At 41.6% G+C, this 19,449-nt stretch carries 17 protein-coding genes; 8 read left to right on the top strand and 9 right to left on the bottom strand.

All coding sequences use genetic code 11. The features are described from left to right. Nucleotides 1-45: 45 nt before the first annotated feature. From rbsD to IHV77_RS06405, 7 genes are all read left to right on the top strand, one after another. Nucleotides 46-465: a D-ribose pyranase gene (rbsD, locus tag IHV77_RS06435; RefSeq protein ID WP_194811185.1), complete on the top strand. Its 420-nt coding sequence runs from the start codon at nucleotides 46-48 to the stop codon at nucleotides 463-465. 14 nt (nucleotides 466-479) lie between these two features. Then, nucleotides 480-1,973, top strand: a complete 1,494-nt coding sequence (rbsA, locus tag IHV77_RS06430) for a ribose ABC transporter ATP-binding protein RbsA (RefSeq protein ID WP_194811184.1) — start codon at nucleotides 480-482, stop codon at nucleotides 1,971-1,973. 63 nt (nucleotides 1,974-2,036) lie between these two features. Then, complete coding sequence (gene rbsC, locus IHV77_RS06425) at nucleotides 2,037-3,005, top strand: ribose ABC transporter permease (RefSeq protein WP_194813240.1); 969 nt, start codon at nucleotides 2,037-2,039, stop codon at nucleotides 3,003-3,005. A 19-nt stretch (nucleotides 3,006-3,024) separates the two neighbouring features. Further along, nucleotides 3,025-3,903, top strand: a complete 879-nt coding sequence (rbsB, locus tag IHV77_RS06420; RefSeq protein ID WP_194811183.1) for a ribose ABC transporter substrate-binding protein RbsB — start codon at nucleotides 3,025-3,027, stop codon at nucleotides 3,901-3,903. A 90-nt stretch (nucleotides 3,904-3,993) separates the two neighbouring features. Then, a complete protein-coding gene (rbsK, locus tag IHV77_RS06415; protein ID WP_194811182.1) occupies nucleotides 3,994-4,914 on the top strand; it encodes a ribokinase in 921 nt (306 codons plus the stop codon). Nucleotides 4,915-4,941: 27 nt separating this feature from the next. After that, nucleotides 4,942-5,949, top strand: coding sequence for a substrate-binding domain-containing protein (locus IHV77_RS06410; protein WP_194811181.1), 1,008 nt, complete (start codon nucleotides 4,942-4,944; stop codon nucleotides 5,947-5,949). An 85-nt stretch (nucleotides 5,950-6,034) separates the two neighbouring features. After that, complete coding sequence (locus tag IHV77_RS06405; protein ID WP_194811180.1) at nucleotides 6,035-6,667, top strand: class I SAM-dependent methyltransferase; 633 nt, start codon at nucleotides 6,035-6,037, stop codon at nucleotides 6,665-6,667. 109 nt (nucleotides 6,668-6,776) lie between these two features. Here IHV77_RS06405 and purT read toward each other — a convergent pair whose 3' ends face one another. From purT to IHV77_RS06380, 5 genes are all read right to left on the bottom strand, one after another. Beyond that, on the bottom strand, nucleotides 6,777-7,961 hold the full coding sequence (purT, locus tag IHV77_RS06400) for a formate-dependent phosphoribosylglycinamide formyltransferase (RefSeq protein ID WP_194811179.1): 1,185 nt from the start codon (nucleotides 7,959-7,961) through the stop codon (nucleotides 6,777-6,779). A gap of 9 nt (nucleotides 7,962-7,970) precedes the next feature. Continuing rightward, a complete protein-coding gene (gene luxS, locus IHV77_RS06395; protein WP_194811178.1) occupies nucleotides 7,971-8,474 on the bottom strand; it encodes an S-ribosylhomocysteine lyase in 504 nt (167 codons plus the stop codon). 178 nt (nucleotides 8,475-8,652) lie between these two features. Further along, nucleotides 8,653-9,129, bottom strand: coding sequence for a YqaA family protein (locus IHV77_RS06390; protein WP_194811177.1), 477 nt, complete (start codon nucleotides 9,127-9,129; stop codon nucleotides 8,653-8,655). Further along, entirely contained in the window at nucleotides 9,130-9,729 is a 600-nt protein-coding gene (locus IHV77_RS06385; RefSeq protein WP_194811176.1) for a sugar O-acetyltransferase, read from the bottom strand. 3 nt (nucleotides 9,730-9,732) lie between these two features. Beyond that, nucleotides 9,733-10,332 carry a beta-phosphoglucomutase family hydrolase gene (locus tag IHV77_RS06380; protein WP_194811175.1) on the bottom strand — a complete coding sequence of 200 codons (600 nt, stop codon included), beginning with the start codon at nucleotides 10,330-10,332 and terminating at the stop codon, nucleotides 9,733-9,735. Nucleotides 10,333-10,548: 216 nt separating this feature from the next. Between IHV77_RS06380 and IHV77_RS06375 the strand changes: the two genes are divergently transcribed. After that, nucleotides 10,549-10,953 (top strand): hypothetical protein, encoded by a 405-nt coding sequence (locus tag IHV77_RS06375; RefSeq protein WP_194811174.1) that lies wholly within the window; start codon nucleotides 10,549-10,551, stop codon nucleotides 10,951-10,953. A 3-nt stretch (nucleotides 10,954-10,956) separates the two neighbouring features. Here IHV77_RS06375 and ppx read toward each other — a convergent pair whose 3' ends face one another. From ppx to rseB, 4 genes are all read right to left on the bottom strand, one after another. Then, complete coding sequence (gene ppx, locus IHV77_RS06370; RefSeq protein WP_194811173.1) at nucleotides 10,957-12,489, bottom strand: exopolyphosphatase; 1,533 nt, start codon at nucleotides 12,487-12,489, stop codon at nucleotides 10,957-10,959. 12 nt (nucleotides 12,490-12,501) lie between these two features. Continuing rightward, nucleotides 12,502-16,419: an autotransporter assembly complex protein TamB gene (gene tamB, locus IHV77_RS06365; RefSeq protein WP_194811172.1), complete on the bottom strand. Its 3,918-nt coding sequence runs from the start codon at nucleotides 16,417-16,419 to the stop codon at nucleotides 12,502-12,504. A 5-nt stretch (nucleotides 16,420-16,424) separates the two neighbouring features. Further along, entirely contained in the window at nucleotides 16,425-18,158 is a 1,734-nt protein-coding gene (gene tamA, locus IHV77_RS06360; protein WP_194811171.1) for an autotransporter assembly complex protein TamA, read from the bottom strand. Nucleotides 18,159-18,436: 278 nt separating this feature from the next. Next, a complete protein-coding gene (rseB, locus tag IHV77_RS06355) occupies nucleotides 18,437-19,390 on the bottom strand; it encodes a sigma-E factor regulatory protein RseB (RefSeq protein WP_194811170.1) in 954 nt (317 codons plus the stop codon). Nucleotides 19,391-19,449: the final 59 nt, after the last annotated feature.

Genomic DNA, 19,449 nt, shown 5'->3' with positions numbered 1-19,449 from the left:
TTAGTAAATATCGAAACGTTTCGATGATATGAAAAGAGGTTTAGAATGAAAAAAACAGCTTTATTAAATGCCCGACTTTCTCATTGCATTGCCACCTTGGGACATACGGAAAGTTTAACTGTTTGTGATGCGGGGTTGCCGATTCCTGTCAATATGGAACGGATAGATCTTGCTCTCACTGCCGGTATTCCAAGTTTTCTCCAAACCTTAGAAGGCGTTATCAGTGAAATGTTTGTTGAACGTGCCGTTATTGCAGAAGAAATCAAAGAAAAAAATCCTGAAATTTTGACCGCACTTTTGACAAAACTTCGCAATCTCGAAGTGAATCAGGGCAATCATATTCAAGTGGAATTTGTACCACACGAAACCTTCAAACGATATTCTCAACATAGTAAAGCCATTGTGCGTAGCGGTGAATGTTCGCCTTACGCCAACGTGATTTTATATTCCGGCGTGCCGTTTTAATTAAAGGTAAAAATATGGAAACTCTACTTAAGATTAGCGGTGTGGATAAATCTTTTCCCGGTGTAAAGGCATTAAACAATGCTTGTTTATCAGTCTATGCCGGGCGTGTGATGGCATTGATGGGTGAAAACGGCGCGGGTAAATCTACCTTAATGAAAGTGCTCACCGGTATTTATAGCAAAGATGCCGGTACGATTGAGTATCTCGGTAGAAAAGTGGCATTTAAAGGCCCGAAAAATTCACAAGAGGCGGGGATTAGTATCATTCACCAAGAATTAAATTTGGTGAATAATTTGACGATCGCCGAAAACATTTTTTTAGGTCGTGAATTTAAAACGCCATGGGGCGCAATCAACTGGCAAAAAATGCACCAAGAGGCGGATAAACTCTTGAGCCGCTTAGGTATGAGCCATAGCAGCGAAAAATTGTGCGGCGAACTTTCTATCGGTGAACAACAAATGGTAGAGATCGCCAAGGCGTTAAGCTTTGAATCCGGCGTCATCATTATGGATGAGCCGACCGATGCCCTTACGGATACAGAAACCGAAGCCTTGTTCAAAGTCATTGAAGAACTTAAGGCTGAAAATCGAGGCATTGTGTACATTTCACACCGTTTAAAAGAAATCTTTCAAATTTGTGATGATGTGACCGTTTTACGTGACGGTCAATTTATCGGCGAACGTGCTGTCGCAGACATCACCGAAGACGATTTAATCGAAATGATGGTAGGCCGCCGTTTAGACGAACAATATCCGCAGTTAATCCAACCGAAGGGGGCGTGCGTGTTGGATGTGGAACAGCTAGGCGGTAGCGGCATTAATGATGTTTCCTTCAAATTATATGAAGGTGAAATTGTCGGCGTATCCGGTTTAATGGGCGCAGGAAGAACAGAACTCGGAAAATTACTTTATGGGGCATTGCCGAAAACAGCGGGGAAAGTGCGGTTAAAAAATCAAGAGATTGAAAATCGCAACCCACAAGACGGATTGGACAACGGCATTGTCTATATTTCCGAAGATCGCAAAGGTGACGGGCTGATTTTAGGTATGTCGGTTAAAGAAAATATGTCGCTTACTTCCCTTGAACATTTTTCTCAAAAGGGACACATTCGTCATCAAGCGGAAACGATGGCGGTGGACGATTTTATTTCAATGTTCAATATTAAAACGCCGAGTCGCAATCAGCCGGTAGGCTTGCTCTCCGGAGGAAATCAACAAAAAGTAGCGATTGCCCGTGGCTTGATGACTCGCCCAAATGTGTTGATTTTAGATGAACCCACACGCGGTGTAGATGTAGGTGCCCGTAAAGAAATTTATCAGCTTATTAATGAATTTAAAAAAGAAGGTTTAAGTATTTTGATGATTTCTTCTGATATGCCGGAAGTTTTGGGTATGAGCGACCGTATTTTAGTCATGCGAGAAGGCAAAATCAGTGCGGAATTTTCCCGTGAAGAAGCAACACAAGAGAAATTATTGGCTGCCGCCGTCGGTAAACATAGCGTGAATTAAATCTTCGGTTTGCGATTTTGTATCCGTTTTAACTTAGTTCACGATAAATAGGTAAAAAATATGATGAAAACTAAGACTTCCCGTTTCCAAATAGGTAACTTTTTAATTGAACAACGTTCATTTATTGCACTGATTATCCTTATTGCTATCGTTTCAATGATAAATCCGGATTTCTTCAGTGTGGATAATATTTTGAACATTTTGCGCCAAACTTCCGTAAACGCCATTATTGCGGTGGGAATGACTTTCGTGATTCTCATTGCAGGAATCGACCTTTCCGTGGGGTCAATTTTGGCGCTTACCGGTGCGATCGCCGCCTCCATGGTAAGTCGTGAATTGCCGATTTTATTGGTGATTCCCGTTACCTTATTGATTGGTACGTTGCTGGGAGGAGCAAGTGGTGTGATTGTGGCGAAAGGCAAAGTTCAGGCCTTTATTGCAACCCTTGTTACGATGACATTATTGCGCGGTGTAACGATGGTTTATACTGATGGTCGTCCAATCACAACCGGTTTTTCTGACAATGCGGATGTGTTTGCCGCCATCGGTACAGGCTACTTTCTAGGTATTCCCGTGCCAATTTGGATTATGACCGCCGTATTTGCTATTGCGTGGTACATTTTAAAACACACCCCAATCGGTCGTTATATTTATGCCTTAGGCGGCAATGAATCCGCAACGCAGCTTTCAGGGATCAATGTTAATAAAATTAAAGTTTTTGTCTTTGCCGTAAGTGGATTCTTATCCGCCCTTGCAGGGTTAATTGTAACTTCCCGCCTTTCTTCCGCCCAACCGACAGCCGGTGTATCTTATGAATTGGATGCTATCGCTGCCGTTGTAGTGGGTGGAACCAGTTTGATGGGCGGTAAAGGTCGGGTAATGGGAACACTGATCGGAGCATTAATTATCGGTTTCTTAAATAATGCGTTGAATTTATTAGATATCTCATCCTATTATCAAATGATAGCAAAAGCGTTAGTTATTCTGGTTGCCGTTTTAGCCGATAACTATCTTGGTACGAAAAAACCATAACTCACTTCAAGGAGAAATTATGAAAAAACTAACCGCACTTACTTCCGCCGTGCTATTCGGTTTAGCCGTTTCCGGTTCGGCTTCCGCCCAAGATACCATTGCCTTGGCAGTCTCTACCTTAGATAATCCGTTCTTTGTTACATTAAAAGACGGCGCTCAGAAAAAGGCCGATGAGCTAGGCTATAAACTCGTGGTGTTGGATTCTCAAAACGATCCGGCAAAAGAACTCGCTAATGTGGAAGATTTAACCGTTCGAGGTGCAAAAGTACTCTTGATTAACCCAACCGATTCCGAAGCGGTCAGCAATGCCGTTGCTATTGCAAACCGTAATAATATTCCGGTTATAACCTTAGATCGCGGTGCGACAAAAGGTAAAGTGGTAAGTCATATCGCCTCTGACAATGTTTCCGGCGGTAAAATGGCGGGAGACTTTATCGCACAAAAATTAGGTGACGGCGCAAAAGTCATTCAACTGGAAGGCATTGCCGGTACTTCGGCTGCACGTGAACGCGGTGAAGGTTTTAAACAAGCCATTGATGAACACAAATTCAATGTGCTTGCCAGTCAACCGGCAGATTTTGATCGCACTAAGGGGTTGAATGTTACTGAAAACTTACTCGCAGGCAAAACCGATGTACAAGCTATTTTTGCTCAAAATGATGAAATGGCATTAGGTGCATTACGAGCCATTAAAGCGGCAAACAAAAAAGTGATTGTGGTTGGTTTTGATGGTACGGAAGACGGGGTGAAAGCGGTGAAAAGTGGAAAAATGACAGCGACCATAGCGCAGCAACCGGATTTAATCGGTTCACTTGGTGTTGTTACAGCCGACAAAGTTTTAAAAGGCGAAAAAGTTGAAGCGAAAATTCCCGTAGATTTGAAAGTAATTAGCGAATAGTTTATTTTTATATCATACCTAATGGGCGTATTATATGCGCCCTTTATAATATAAGAAGCGTGCAACATAGGTTTAAAGTAGGATTTCAATATGAAAAAAAATCTCACCATTCTCGGCAGCATTAACGTTGATCATATTATTTCTGTGCCTTATTTCGCCAAACCGGGAGAAACCTTAACCGGTGAAAATTATCGCATTGCTTATGGTGGAAAAGGCGCAAATCAAGCTGTAGCCGCCTCGCGTTTAGGGGCGAATGTCTCATTTATCGGTTGTATCGGTGGCGATGCTATCGGGAAAGCCATGAAAAACGCTTTTACACAGGACGGTATTGATACCGCACACATCTCCACCATCGAACAAGAAATGACAGGCATAGCCTTTATTCAAGTCGCACAATCCGGTGAAAATAGTATTGTGATAGCCCGCGGCGCAAATGCTTATTTAAATGAACAAATGGTAAAACAAAGCGAAGAACAAATTGCGCAATCCGATTGCTTGCTTATGCAATTGGAAACACCGATTCCGGCTATAGAACTTGCTGCGAAAATCGCCAAGAAAAACGGCGTAAAAGTCGTCTTAAATCCTGCTCCTGCACAACATTTATCTGATGATTTATTAAGCCAGATAGACATTATTACGCCAAATGAAACAGAAGCGGAAATCCTTACCGGCATTTGTGTAACAGATGAGCAAAGTGCGAGAAAAGCGGCACAAGTTCTTCATCAAAAAGGCATTGATTGCGTGATGATTACACTTGGCGCAAAAGGCGTATTTTTCAGCCGAAAAAATGAAAGTAAAATCATCTCAGGCTTTTGCGTGCAAGCGGTGGATACCACTGCCGCAGGTGATACCTTTAACGGGGGCTTTATTACCGCATTGTTAGAAGGGCAACCTTTTGAAGAGGCGATTCGATTCGGCCAAGCCGCAGCGGCTATTAGCGTGACCCGACAAGGCGCACAGCCTTCTATTCCAACCAAACAAGAAACCCTGAATTTTCTTGCAAATGCCTAAAGTGCGGTCAAAAAACGGAATATTTTTATGGCAACAATGAAAGATATCGCACGATTAGCGCAGGTTTCCACTTCCACCGTCTCTCACGTAGTAAACGGCTCACGTTTTGTGAGTGATGAAATTCGTGAAAAAGTGATGCGGGTAGTCGCAGAGCTAAACTATACGCCTTCAGCCGTAGCGCGTAGTTTAAAGGTGAGAGAAACAAAAACAATCGGTTTGCTTGTTACCGCGACAAATAATCCGTTTTTTGCAGAAGTGATGGCAGGTGTGGAAAAATATTGCCAGCAGCACCAATACAATCTCATTATTGCCACAACAGGCGGTGATAACAAACGACTCCAACAAAATCTGCAAACACTCATCCATAAACAGGTGGACGGATTATTGCTAATGTGCGGTGATAGCCGCTTTAATGCGGAAACAAGTATCACCACATCGATTCCTTTAGTTGTGATGGATTGGTGGTTTACGGAGTTAAATGCCGATAAAATTCTAGAAAATTCAGAACTGGGGGGTTATTTAGCGACAAAAGCATTGATTGATGCCAATCATAAAAAGATTGGAATTATTACCGGTAATTTAAAAAAATCCTTGGCGGTTAATCGTTTGGAAGGTTATAAAAAAGCCTTACTTGAAGCGAATATTCAACCCAATCCGGCTTGGATTATAGAAAGCCATTTCGATTTTGAAGGGGGCTTTGTCGGTATGAAAAAATTGCTTGCAACACCTAATCGCCCGACAGCCGTATTCTGTTGCAGCGATACCATTGCTGTGGGTGCTTATCAGGTGATTCATCAGCAAGGGCTGAAAATTCCGCAAGATATTTCCGTGATTGGTTATGATGATATTGAATTGGCGCGCTATCTTTCCCCGCCTCTTTCAACCGTAAGTCAGCCAAAAGCAGAATTAGGCAAACTCGCCGTAGAAATTTTATTGCAACGTATAAAAGAACCTGATAGCCATTATCAAACTATCACGCTTAATCCCAATTTAGTTTTACGGCAATCCATTAATATAAACAAAAAGTGCAGTTAATTTTAACCGCACTTTGTACCGGCTGATAAAAGTGTGCTAGAGTACGACGCGCAAATAATCTGATAATTACGATAAGGAAAAACCTATGTCTAACCAACCAATAGAATATCAATTCCAAGAGGATTGGTTCAACCACAATGCTCCAAGTCTAACAGCAATTATTAATTTTATTAAACCGACCAAACTTCTAGAAGTCGGTTCTTTTGAGGGGCGTTCGACCGTCTTTTTTATTGAAAACAGTTTAAAACATCATCCACAAATAGAGCTACATTGTATCGATACCTGGGAAGGCGCACTTGAACATATCGGTAAATATAATATGAAAACCGTAGAGCAACATTTTGATCACAATATCGCTATTGCATTAAATTGTTTTGACGGTGTGAGTATGGTTAAACACAAAGGGACATCGCATCAAAAAATGATCGAATTACTGGCGAAGGGATATGAAAACTACTTCGATTTTATTTATATTGATGGCTCTCACGAAGCGCCTGATGTTTTGTTTGATGCATTGCTTGCACATCGTTTAGTGCGTGTGGGAGGCGTTATTGCCTTTGATGATTACCTTTGGTCTCCAAAAGCAGCTACGGAAGATGATCATTACTTATTAGTAAAACCCGCAGTGGATCATTATGTAAATACTTATCAACAAAAAATTAGCGTTTTACAAAACTTGCCGGTTTATCAATTATATATTCAAAAATTAAAAAACTAATTATCTGAAAGATTTCATTCCATTTAATTAATTTAATAGAATTAACTTAATTAATATTTGGGTACTGTATAAATAAAGAAAATATTAACATTACAGTACCCAAATTAATTTAGGATAAATTAATCTCTAACTTTTCATAAGCCTCTTTTACTTTATTTAAGGCTTTTTCTACGGAAATATCACGCGCCAACAACACACCTAAACGGCGATGACCATTCACTTCACCTTTGCCGAATAAACGGAGGTTTGTGTGAGGCTCAGCAAGCACTTTTTCAATACCACCGAATTGAACATTTTTCGATTTCCCTTCCACCACAATGGCTTTAGAAGCAGACGGGCTGATGAGAGTAATTTCCGGAATAGGCAAACCTAAAATTGCACGTGCGTGTAAGGCAAATTCAGACAATTCTTGGGAAATCAGGGTAACCATACCGGTATCATGCGGACGCGGTGAAACTTCGTTGAAAATCACGTCATCGCCACAAACGAACATTTCAACCCCGAAAATACCTCTACCGCCTAAAGCATCGGTAATTTTTTCTGCAATTGACTGTGCTTTTTGTAACGCGATATCCGACATTGCTTGTGGCTGCCAAGATTCGCGGTAATCGCCATCTTCTTGACGGTGTCCGATTGGTGCGAGGAAACTCGTTCCGTTAATATGACGAACGGTGAGTAGCGTGATTTCATAATCGAATTTAACAAACCCTTCCACTATCACTCGACCCGCACCGGCACGTCCGCCCTCTTGTGCGTAATCCCAAGCTTTTTGCAAATCCTCTTTTGATTTCAAAATACTCTGACCATGACCGGAAGAAGACATTATCGGTTTTACCACGCAAGGAATCCCGATTTTTTCTACCGCACTTTGGAAATCGGCAAAATTATCGACAAATCGGTAAGGTGAGGTAGGCAAACTCAATTCTTCAGAAGCTAAACGCCGAATCCCTTCACGGTTCATTGTAAGTCGGGTCGCTTTTGCAGTCGGTACAACATGAAAACCCGCTTGTTCCAGTTCTACCAAGGTGTCGGTAGCAATCGCTTCCACTTCCGGCACGATATAATCCGGTTTCTCTTTTTCAACTAAAGCTTTAAGCGCCTCACCATCTAACATAGAAATGGTATAGGCTCTATGCGCCACCTGCTGTGCCGGTGCGTTTTCATAGCGATCCACGGCGATAACTTCCACGCCCAGACGTTGTAATTCGATCACAACTTCTTTACCTAATTCGCCTGAACCGAGCAGCATCACTTTTGTCGCATTCGGGGTTAATGCCGTGCCGAGGGTTGTCATATTGTCTCCTTATTTTAACAATGATTCATCAAGCGTAAGATCGGTATTTTTATTCACACCGATACCGCGAGTAATGACATTTTTGGCAATATCGTGCGCTTCCTCTAAAGAATGTTCGGTATATGTGCCGCATTGGTAAATATTCAATTCCGGAATTTCAGCTTGATCTTTTACCTTCAAAATATCCTGCATAGAAGCTAACCATGCTTTCGCCACTTGTTGCTCATCAGGTGTGCCGATCAATGACATATAAAAACCGGTGCGACAACCCATTGGCGAGATATCAATAATTTCCACACTATCGTTGTTTAAATGATCACGCATAAATCCGGCAAATAAATGCTCAAGAGTGTGAATTCCTTTAGGCGGCAAAATTTCTTTGTTCGGAATACAAAAACGCAAATCAAAAACGGTGATGTTATCCCCTTTTGGTGTATTCATCGTTTTGGCAACACGCACAGCGGGCGCATTCATTTTTGTGTGATCGACTTTAAAGCTGTCAAGTAACGGCATAAATTTTTCCTCTTAAATCATTGTGTTATAAATTTCTTTAAGAAATTACCAATTTCTTATGAACTTTCCCCAAAGCACTCTGTCTTATAGAACAGGCAACTTGCAGTTGTTTTAATAAAATTGGTTCCTTAGGTTATTTGCCCTTCACTCGTTGAAGGGCTTTTTTTACTCGTGCATTCTATAATAAGAAAGGCGAGCTGAAAAACAATAACATCACATAACGAACCAGTTTACCAAGAAAAATAAACAAACAACTTGCGACAATATTCAATCGTAACCAACCCGCAACTGCACAAAATAAATCACCGATAACAGGCAACCAGCTCAATAATAACGCCACCGCACCATAGCGCTGAAGTTTTTCCATCGCCCCCAAAGTGCGGTCATTTTTTCCTTCAAATTTTGGTAACCAACGCCCGATAGCATAGGTAGTTAAACCACCCAAGCCATTTCCCAATGTAGCGATAAAAACAAGCCAAAAAATATCCGTACTAAATACGGAACCAAGCGCCAATTTCGGTATTGCAAGGGAAATGAATACCACTTCCGAATTGCCGGGTAAGACCGTTGCGCTAAGAAAAGCACTGGCGAACATCAACCACAATGCGTGGTTTTGTAAAAACTCCGCCCAAAAATCAAAAGAAAGCCAATCCATTTATAAATCAGGCTGATAAGTGTGAATATAATGTGTTCGATCTTGTTCGGTAATTTCACGCACAACCCGACAAGGGTTGCCTAATGCCAGTACATTTGAAGGCAAATCTTTCGCGACCACCGATCCCGCACCCACTACCGCATTATCCCCAATGGTTACGCCCGGTAAAATCACTACATTGCCGCCAATCCATACATTATCGCCAATCGTGATCGGTTTCGTTTGCTCCCAGCCCTCATTACGCAAATCCGCATCAAGGGGATGACCCACCGTATAAAGACTTACATTCGGTGCAAACATTACATTATCACCAATCGTAATGCCCCCATTATCCAATATCACACAGTGGTAATTCGCAAAGAAATTTTTCCCGACTTTAATATTTACACCATAATCACAATGAAAAGGTGCATTAATTGATGTCGTTTCATCTGCCTGACCGAATAATTTTCTAAGCAACGCATTCTGTTTTTCATCGTCGTTCGGCGAAGTGCGGTTAAATTCAAACAAAATTTCACGCGCACGCCTGCGAAGGTCTTTTAGCTCTTTTTTAGCCGGTAAATGGGCTAAACCCGCCATCATTTTTTCATATTCAGTCATTACTTATGCCTTAATAATTTCGCGTGTACGTACATCAAAAACATCCATTCCGGCACTTAATCCGGCTTGCACGCCGAGATCCGCATCTTCAAACACGATGCAGTTGGTCGGATTAACACCGGTTAATTCCGCACAGCGTAAAAAGGTTTCCGGATCAGGCTTGTGGGCTTTCACATCATCTGCGCTGACAATCGCATTAAAATAAGGGGCGATATCAAGTTTTGCCATCAACATATCAATCAAATGACGATGCGACCCCGAACCGAGAGCAATCGGCTTTTTTTGATGATAATGACGAACAATTTCAAAAGTCGGAAGCAATTTCGATTCAGTAGGGATAAGCTGATAGGAAAGGGCGCGTTTTGCCTCAATCACATCATTAAGATAATCTTGCGGCATACCGGCTTTTTTCATAATCTCAGCGGCAATTGTTCGTACCGTTGCACCGCCGAGTTGATACATAATCCGGCTGTCAAAATCATAGCCGAATTGCTCGCCCACAATCCCCCACGCTTTCGCATGAACAGGCATCGTATCAATCAAAGTACCGTCCATATCGAAAATTAATCCGTCATAATCGCTAAAAAGCCTGTTATCTATCATTTTTTTATTCCTTAAAGGGCGCTTGTTACAAATTTGTGATCTCTGCACTATTCTCTTCGGATAAAGTGCGTTAGATTATAGAGTGAATTAAATTAAAAATGGATACAAAGCCACAATCCGAAGACGGTACGAGTGAGTGTGACGAAGTACGCAATGCAGTCGCCGTTTTTAATTTAATTCACTATAAAGGGCTATTCTAGAGGAACGGGAACTAAAATGCGACTGCTTGATCAACTTGAACGCTGGAAATTACGTGAACAGATTAATCAGCCTATTATTGACATCGTATTTCAATTACGTGATCGTCTTGAAAATGACTGGAAAGCGGACGTAAATTCCGCCTTGGTCGATATGCTATTATTTCACATTGCATGTAGTCTAGGGCGCATTGAACGCGGCGGTTGTGCCTCCCCGCTTTATCAGGATATGTTTGAAGAAATCCAAAGTGCGGTCGTTTTTCCGCAAGTTTTAATCATTCACGAAGATTTACTTTCCCTTATACCTTTTGAGATTCCTCAGGCAGAACAAACTTATTTTTTGGCGAATGTATATTCGTTGTTGTTAGAACAACCATCAATACAAAAACAAATTCCCTCTCTTATACAGAGAGGGGAAAAATAAATCCTAATTAAACACCAGCCCCAATTCCAACTCTTTCAACCCATTACTTTCTTGGCGAAGTTCATTCCAAACCAGCGGATTACGATCAAGATAACCCGGCTCAAATTCTAACGTCCAATTTGAACAAGAGCGGTGAATTTTAAGCGTAATTTGTCCGGTTTTCTCCGTAGCTTGGCGTGATTTATTGAGAATCACCGCAAGGCGCAATAAACGAATTAATGTCATTACATCCTGTTCATCATAGCGGGCAAACTTAATCAAATCACCGCTTTTCAGCACACCGATATGTGAACGAACCAGCAATGTAAGCAGACGTTGCTGTTCACGATCAAAGCCCGGTAATTCCATATTTTGCAAAATGTAAGCGGAATGTTTTTGCATACTTTTATGATTAATTACAATACCCACCTCATGCAAACGCGCCGCCCAATGCAATAGATCTTGCATTTCTTCCGCCATTTCCGGTTTTACCCATTGCGTATATTGATGCACCAATAAATTTGCACTGCCGGCGATGCGGTGCGCTTGCTCGGTATCAATGTCAAATTGTTCCGTCAGCCCCCACGCCGTACGCGCACGAATGTCCGCCACTTGAAAATTTTTCTCAATACTGTAAATAACGCCCTCGCGCAACGCGCCGTCCGAATAACGCATATGGTCAATACGAAAAACATCAAATACGGCACTTAAAATCGCCAACCCCGGTACAAAAACATCCACACGTTCCGGATTCAAGCCCACAATATTCAATTTATCAAAATGTGAGGCGTGCAAGGTTTGTTCAATCAAATCCTCTAAACGTGATTTTGTGATGGTACCGTTCGGATCTAATGTTGCGGTAATGACTTGATGCACGGTTTTAATTGTGCCGGAAGAACCCAATGCGGATTGCCACCCCAAATTACGGTATTCCCAGCTTAAATCTTCAATTTTATTGACCGCACTTTGATACGCCTTTTCAAAGTTTTCTCTGGAAATTTCGCCATTTTGAAAATATTTTGCCGCAAAACTCACACATCCCATATGACGGCTTTCCGCCACTATCGGCGTGAAATCATCGCCGATAATCATTTCCGTAGAACCGCCCCCGATATCCACCACCAATTTTCGCCCTTTTTCCGGCTGCGTATGGCACACGCCGGCATAAATAGTTTTGGCTTCAGTTTGACCGCTGATGATATTAATCGGATAAGGAAAAACTTTTGCGGCTTGGCGTAAAAATTCATCATTATTGACCGCTCTTCGCAAAGTATAAGTGCCGACAACATTCACATTTTCCGGTGCAAAACCTTGTAAACGCTCGGCAAATAACGCTAAACAATTTACGCCGCGCTCAATCGCATCTTGACTTAATACGGCATTTTCATCCAAGCCTTCCGCTAATTTCACTTTTTGTTTTAAACGCGACAGTACTTGAATCGAACCGTTCATAATACGTGCGACAATCATATGAAAGCTGTTTGAACCAAGATCAATCGCAGCAATTTCACGCACGTTCGTTCTGGTGTGCGGTAGCATATCCTCTTCATTATTCATAAATAAGCATTCCTAAAATTCAAACTGATAAAGTAAATCAAACACTTGATTCGTGCCGGAAACCGATTGGAAATAAAGCTGCGGTAACAAACGATAACGCAAAGTGACTTCTGCTAACCCATCGAATAACCCTACACCATATTTTACCTGTAATCGTTTACCGATATTACCGCTCACCTGTACTTTGGAACTATCACCTACCCCCGCAGTACCGAGATTCAAATCCTGAATCCCAAAGACCTCGCCGATACCGCCGACAAGTTTACCACTTTTGGCTAATCCCATACCAAGCAGTGCCGCACCGACAGAACCACCCGAGCCTGCCTGGCCGCTGTCTTCTAAAGAACGTCCGGTAAGTAAATAAGAAAGCGCCTGATCTTGCGGTTTACTCGGATTAGAAAAAACCGTTACTTCAGGGTTTGTTGCAACACCGACCACTTTCACACCGGCGGTAACTTTGCTATCTTCCATCGCTTCCGGATTACGAATCGCTTCAATATTTAGCATCGGTTGTGAAGGCAAGCCCGAAAAATTAATTTGCCCTTTACGAACCAATAAATCCTGCCCGAAAGATGCATACCGACCGTTTTTTAGATCAATTTGACCGTACAAACCTAAACGCCCTTTTTCTTGTTTTACGGAAAGCAAACCCGCTAAGTTTGATTTAAAACCGTAAGCGTCAAAATGTACATCATCACCGATTTTTATTTTTAAATCGGAACGAATTTCCATACCTGATTTTGTGGTCGCCGCAAATTCACGGTTAATTAATTCTTCCTTGCTTTTGCGCGGCCCGTTTAAAATCACTTCATCTTCACTCACAGGCTCGGCATTATCCGGCAATGAATCCACTTTAATTCTCGCCCACGGAATATCCACATTACCCGATAAATCCAACAGTTTTGGCGTAGCCTTTGCCACCACATTGGTTGAAAGCTGTATTTTCCCCATTGAAGGCAAACTGAGCTTAAAGCCCTCGGTTTCCGCCCGCACTTCGGTGCTCCAATTGTCTAAATTCGCCCAATTTGCGCTACCTGTCATTTTCAAATTTCCGTCAGGTGTTTGAACCTTACCCTGCAAGGTCGAACCTGTTCCTTCAAAACGAAGGGCAACATCACCATTTGTTACTTCAAAAGGTAAGGTTTTCAATTTGGTTTTCACATTGCGAATATCAAAATAACCGGCCAATAAAGGTTTTTCCAAATTTCCGCCTAAAGTGAGTTTAGAAATAATTTCACCATTAATCGCTTCACCATTTGTCAACAGCTGATTTGCCAACGCCAGATTTAAACGTTCAATACCGAAACTACCGCCAAGATTGCGCGTACCATTTAAATCATTCAGTTTTAAATCGGCATTAATACGCCCTTGATTTTGCACATTGATGTCGGATTTCAAACTGAGATTATTATTCTGAATATCCGCATTTAGCCTGAGTTTCGGAATATCAAGTTTAAAGGTGCGATAATCCAATTTTTGTGCAATGCCTAAATTATCACCATTCAAAGTAAGATTCAGGGTAAAGGGTTTATCACTAAACCATGCCACTTTTCCCTCACTACGAAGATGACCTTTCAAGCTCTCTTGCCCGATAAATTGATTCACCAAATCAAGATTAATACGCTTTATATTAAAAGGAATTTCGCCGTTTTCCCCTGCCGTAAAAGGTTTCGGGAAACATAAATCCGCGTTGATATTTTGCCAACAATGTGCGCTGATCGCAGCTTGTATTTTTTTATTGTCGTAGGATACGGAAATCGCTTGATCCGGCTTCAGATCCCCTATCGGCGAGTCTATTTTCACTTGGCTCAATAACCCTTTCCACTGCTGAGAAGTGCGGTCGAAATTGCCTGAGATTTTGAAATCTGCCGCCACAGGTTTTCCCTGAGAAGCTAAAACGAGTTGATGGTCTTTTTCATCGCCCGATATGCTCAAATTGACGCTTTGCATTGCGACCGAATCGCCATAACGAATGTTACCGCCTTTTACATTCAGGTTGCCTTTCAAAATCGGCGAGCCGGAAATATGGCCTTTAACGGTGGCATTAGCAATATCTAAAACCTGCCAATGGAGATGTCGGCTATTAAGATCAAGTGTGACATTCGGTTCAGCCGATTTCCCCTGAATTGTCGCTTTCCCCACCAAAGCCCCCGACAGATCAGCATATAAACCGCGTAAGTTCGGCGCGTTAATATCAAGCGTTAAATCCGATTCATCACTCAATATGCCTTTGGCGTGAATTTTGTTATCACCATAATTGAGCGATAAATTTGAAATATTGAGTAATGTTTTATCGCTTAACGCCACATCCCCTTTCAAACTCAATGGGCGCTGAGAAAGCGTACCGGCTAAATCGACAGTCGGTATATCCACCTGCCAGCCTTGGCTACCCGCCTCACCGGAAGTGATAAGTTTACCGGACAATACGGCAGGCATTGCCGGTACATAAGGGCGAATATTCATTTTGTTTAAATTCACTTCAATATTCCACTGCGCCCCTTTTTTCCAATTTGCCGAACCGGTTAGCTTTGCTGTCCCCTCTAATGCCGCCAAGCTTAATTGATGAATATTGACCGCATATAATTTTCCGTCTGCATTCAGCGCTAAATGTGTTGATGGAATATGATCCATTCCTTCCACACCACCCACAAGCTCTGCATGGTAATCCAGTAAATTCCCTGTTAATTTCAAAGCAACGTCATTAATTTTCAACGGTGATAATGCCTGCGCGAAAGCATATTGCCCTTTGGCGACTTTAAGTGTGAGGTTTAACGGCATTTTATCTTCGGCAAGTTTTACTTCAGCGTCCAGTTCCGCATCCAGCATTCCTTTGGTTTTTAAGGAAAGTGCGGTCGTTTTTTTCAACGATCCTGAAAGGGATAAATTCACATCACTTGCGGGAAAAATTTCTCTGCCTTGAGACAGAAAAGCATTCAGTGAAGAAGTTAAAGTTAAAGTTAAATCTAACGGAAAATCAGCGTTAAGCTGTAATGCCCCCTGAGAATTTAATGTGCCGAGTGAGCTTTCAATATCCAATTTCTGTAACCGGACAGAATGTCCTGTGGCATCCGCCTGTAAGAGTAGAGAAGGCAAAGCGATACGTTGTAATTCTTCGCTTTGTTCATTTTGTGCGACATATTGCCAATTTTTTGCAGCAAAGTTGGTAACGTGAATATCAAAAGGTAAATTGATCTCACCGATGTTTCCTAAAAATGCGGGAGTAAGGCTTTGTTCAATTGCCGTCCAATCTACGGGTTGATTATTTTCCTCTTTGCTCGGCTTTGTCTTTAATTCTGAAGATTGGATATGCAGAACATCAAGACCTTTCAGTTCCGTCGGTGCAAGGGTTAAACCAAATTCATTGTCCAAACTGACCGCACTTTGAAAACGTTCGAGAGTAATATCGGTTTGATCAAGTTTCAGATTCAATTTATCCAGCGCAATATTTTTCACCTGCACAGAAATGGGCAAATTGATTTTTTCCATTGGAGAAGATTCGGTTTGCTTTTCTTCCGAGGGTGGTAATTGAGCGGTATCAATCAAGATGACGGGTTCTTTTACGGAAAGATCTTCCACACAAATTTTGCGTGAGAACAAACAACCCAAATCCATCTGCAAACGAGCCTGAGCAATATGGGTGTCAATCCCTGCCGTTTGATAACGCACATTGTGTAACACTAAACCGCGCTGCAAACCACCTTTAACTTGTTCAATAGAAAGGCTATCAAGAAATTTATCCGCCAGTTCAATCAAGCCTCGCTGACCTTGTTCAAAAAACAAGGCTCCCACGAGAGCAAAAACAGGCAAAAAAACGACCGCACTTCCCACACAAAAAGCTTTACGGACAAAGCCTTTTTTCTTTTTAGCGTTGTCTGATTTCGATGGCTGCTCAGATTGAGGTTCTTCTTGTTTAATTTCTTGCTTTATCATTCCGTCTAAATCTCTGTACCTAAGCCAATGTAAAATTGAATGTTTTTGCTGTTGTCTTTATCACGAACCGGTGTGGCAATATCAAATTTGATTGCGCCCACCGGCGATGCCCAACGTATGCCGACACCTGCACCATAGCGCAATTCTTCTTGGCTGAAACGATTTGCGGCAAGACCGGTATCGACAAAGGTTGCAGCCCACCATGAAGGATAAACTTGATATTGGTATTCAAATGATCCCGTGACTAAACGAGAACCGCCCACCAACTTACCATTGCGATCTTTTGGTGAGATTTTTTTGTAGCCGTACCCGCGTACACTACGATCACCGCCGGCGAAAAAACGAAGCGTCGGCGGAATTTTATTAATATCTTTGGTATTCAAATAACCGATTTCGGCACGGGTGATAATGCGGTGATTTTCCGCATAAGTACGGATCCATCCGGTGGAGGCTTGAACTTTAAAAAAACCGGCATCGGAAAATAAGCCTTTATAAGCGACATCCACAGTGATTTTCTGCGTATCCCCCCAAGTCGGGAACATTCCGCCACGCAAACGGGTTCGGTTAAAACCACCGGTCGGATATACCAACAACGTTTTATCTTCTACATCCGCTTGAGTAAATTTATCGTAACGAGCCCGCACACCGGCAAAATATTGCCAACCTTCGGCATTATTCCAATAACGCAACCCTGCGAGGGTCATAGCCGTCGTTTTAGTATCATTCTTATCTTCATTTTCTAAACCGCCGGAAAATTCATAGTAATAATTCAACGGATTTTTTAGCAACGGCACTTTGTAAGTAGCTTCGAGCGTTTGTTTTGGGGAGGAAACATAAAGATTTGTGCGAAAGCTATGTCCTCGATCATTGATCCAAGGTTTGGTCCAACCGATTTGTAAATGCGGACCCGTATCCGTTGCAAAACCAACCCCCAATTCCATCGCATTTTTTTTACGCGGATAAAGTAGCACATCTAAATTGACGACTTTTTTTTGCTCATCAACTTGAGGTTGCAATAACACGGAACTAAACCAGTTGGTAGAAGAAAAATCGTTACTAAACTCAGAAAGCCGGTTTACTAAATAAGGTTCACCCGAATGAATCTTCAGCATATTTTGTAAATAATCTTCACGGATTTGCGAATGATTAAATTTAATCTCGCCATAGTGGTAACGCACGCCGCTCTCAAATAATATGCGCCACCAAGCTTGGTGAGTTTCAGGGCTGATTTCTAAACGGGAGATGGTAAACTCGCCATCTAAATAGCCGCGCGCAAGGGCAAGGGTAGAAATACTATTTTTATAATTATCATATTTTTGATGTTCGACTAATTCGCCCTCCTTCGGTAAATTTTTACGCAATGCTTCAAATTCCTTATCTTGCGCGGCTTCGCCTTCAATTTTCACGTCCGTACCGGCAATACGTGTCGGTTCACCGGGGGTAACATTGGCGATTAATAAATCTTTGCCTTTGCGTTTTTTCAATTCAAAAGTAACGGAAGAATCATAATAACCAAATACCCTCAGCCCTTTATCCACAGCTTCGGTAACCAAGCGTTTATAACGATCGGAACCATCCATTTCTTCTTTTTCGATAAGTTCAACATTAAGCTCCGTATTACGAATTGCTCGTTCACCTTTAATTCCACGAATTTCAATATCCACGGTTTGTTCGGCAAAAGCGGAGAACGCAGAAAGGAAAAGCAAAAGTGCGGTTAATTTGAAGGGGATTTTTTTCATTTTTTTAGCTAAACAGAGTAAAAAGATCAATTCCTAACAATGTGCTAGTTTACCTATAAAGTCAGGTTCTTTGAATGTTTTTTACAAATTTTTCATTATTAAGAAACCCTGTATAAAAAAATGCGGTACTCTGTATCAGTTACACAAAACAGAGTAGGGTATGTTAGCCAAAGGTAACGCACCGTTAAACCCAAGTTTGGTGCGTTACGGCAAGCCTAACGCACTCTACATTCGAATTAAAAACAACCTTTTGTGCAACTGATACATAATACCGATTTTTAATGGTTGGTAAATTTCACTTCTTGCACGATTCGTTTCGCTGTGGTAATAGGAAGTTGTCCGATAAACGTGATTTCTTTATCGCCAATCACCTCACTATACAAAGTAAATTCGCCTTGTTTCCACGTTTTATCCTGATTCGGTTGCTGGCTTTCCGCTTTTGTAACATATAGGGTGAAAGTAAATAATCCGTCACTAAACAAAGAACTATCAATAATTTCGCCGTCAAATAAATCTTGGCTACGTCGAACACTCTCAAACCCTTGCGGTAGCCAGCCGGGTTCCCAATCCAGAGAGAGAACTGCATTTTGCGTTTCGTTTAATAATGGCGGCATAGAAACTTTATTTAAATAATTCGTTAAGCCTTTTAAGCTATCGTCAATATAAAGCGTAACGACACGGAATTGATCTAACAATTTCCCATCACGATCAAGCATATCGCCACGAAGTAATAAACCGTTTTCTTCATCCACAAAAACCAAATATTGATAACGGAAATCATCTTTCGGCACAATCCGAATCGTATCGACAAAACGTCCGGCGACACGATTTTTCCCTAAAGGAATAAAATCATAGTTTTCTTCCAGTTTATCAAAATGGCTACGAATAATTGCAGGGAGCGCATCGACAATACTTCCGCTGTTCAATGTGAATGCTTGAGAATTCGGTTGAAAATAACTGACTAAATTATCCCGCTGAATAATTTCTTGCTGCTCACCATCAAGGGTAACTAATTGTGCATAGGTTTTGTTATCGCGCTTGATATGGCGATAACGAAAAGAATCCATATTATTCGGTGAAGTCTGAACAAAAGCAATTTCATAATTAAGATTATTGACTGCATACGTCATTTTCTCTAACGCTTTCTTCACAGAACTATCCTCTGCAAAAGCAGAAACGCTAAAAAGGGAAATGAGTAAAAGTGCGGTTGATTTTAGAGATATTTTTTTCATAAACGTTTTGACTATTTATAAAAAATCACCACCTCATCGAGGCTGATCAGGTGGTGAAT

Source organism: Rodentibacter haemolyticus, assembly GCF_015356115.1.
Taxonomy (GTDB): domain Bacteria; phylum Pseudomonadota; class Gammaproteobacteria; order Enterobacterales; family Pasteurellaceae; genus Rodentibacter; species Rodentibacter haemolyticus.
Note: the sequence above shows the minus strand (reverse complement) of the source record. Positions and strands in the feature narration are given on the sequence as shown.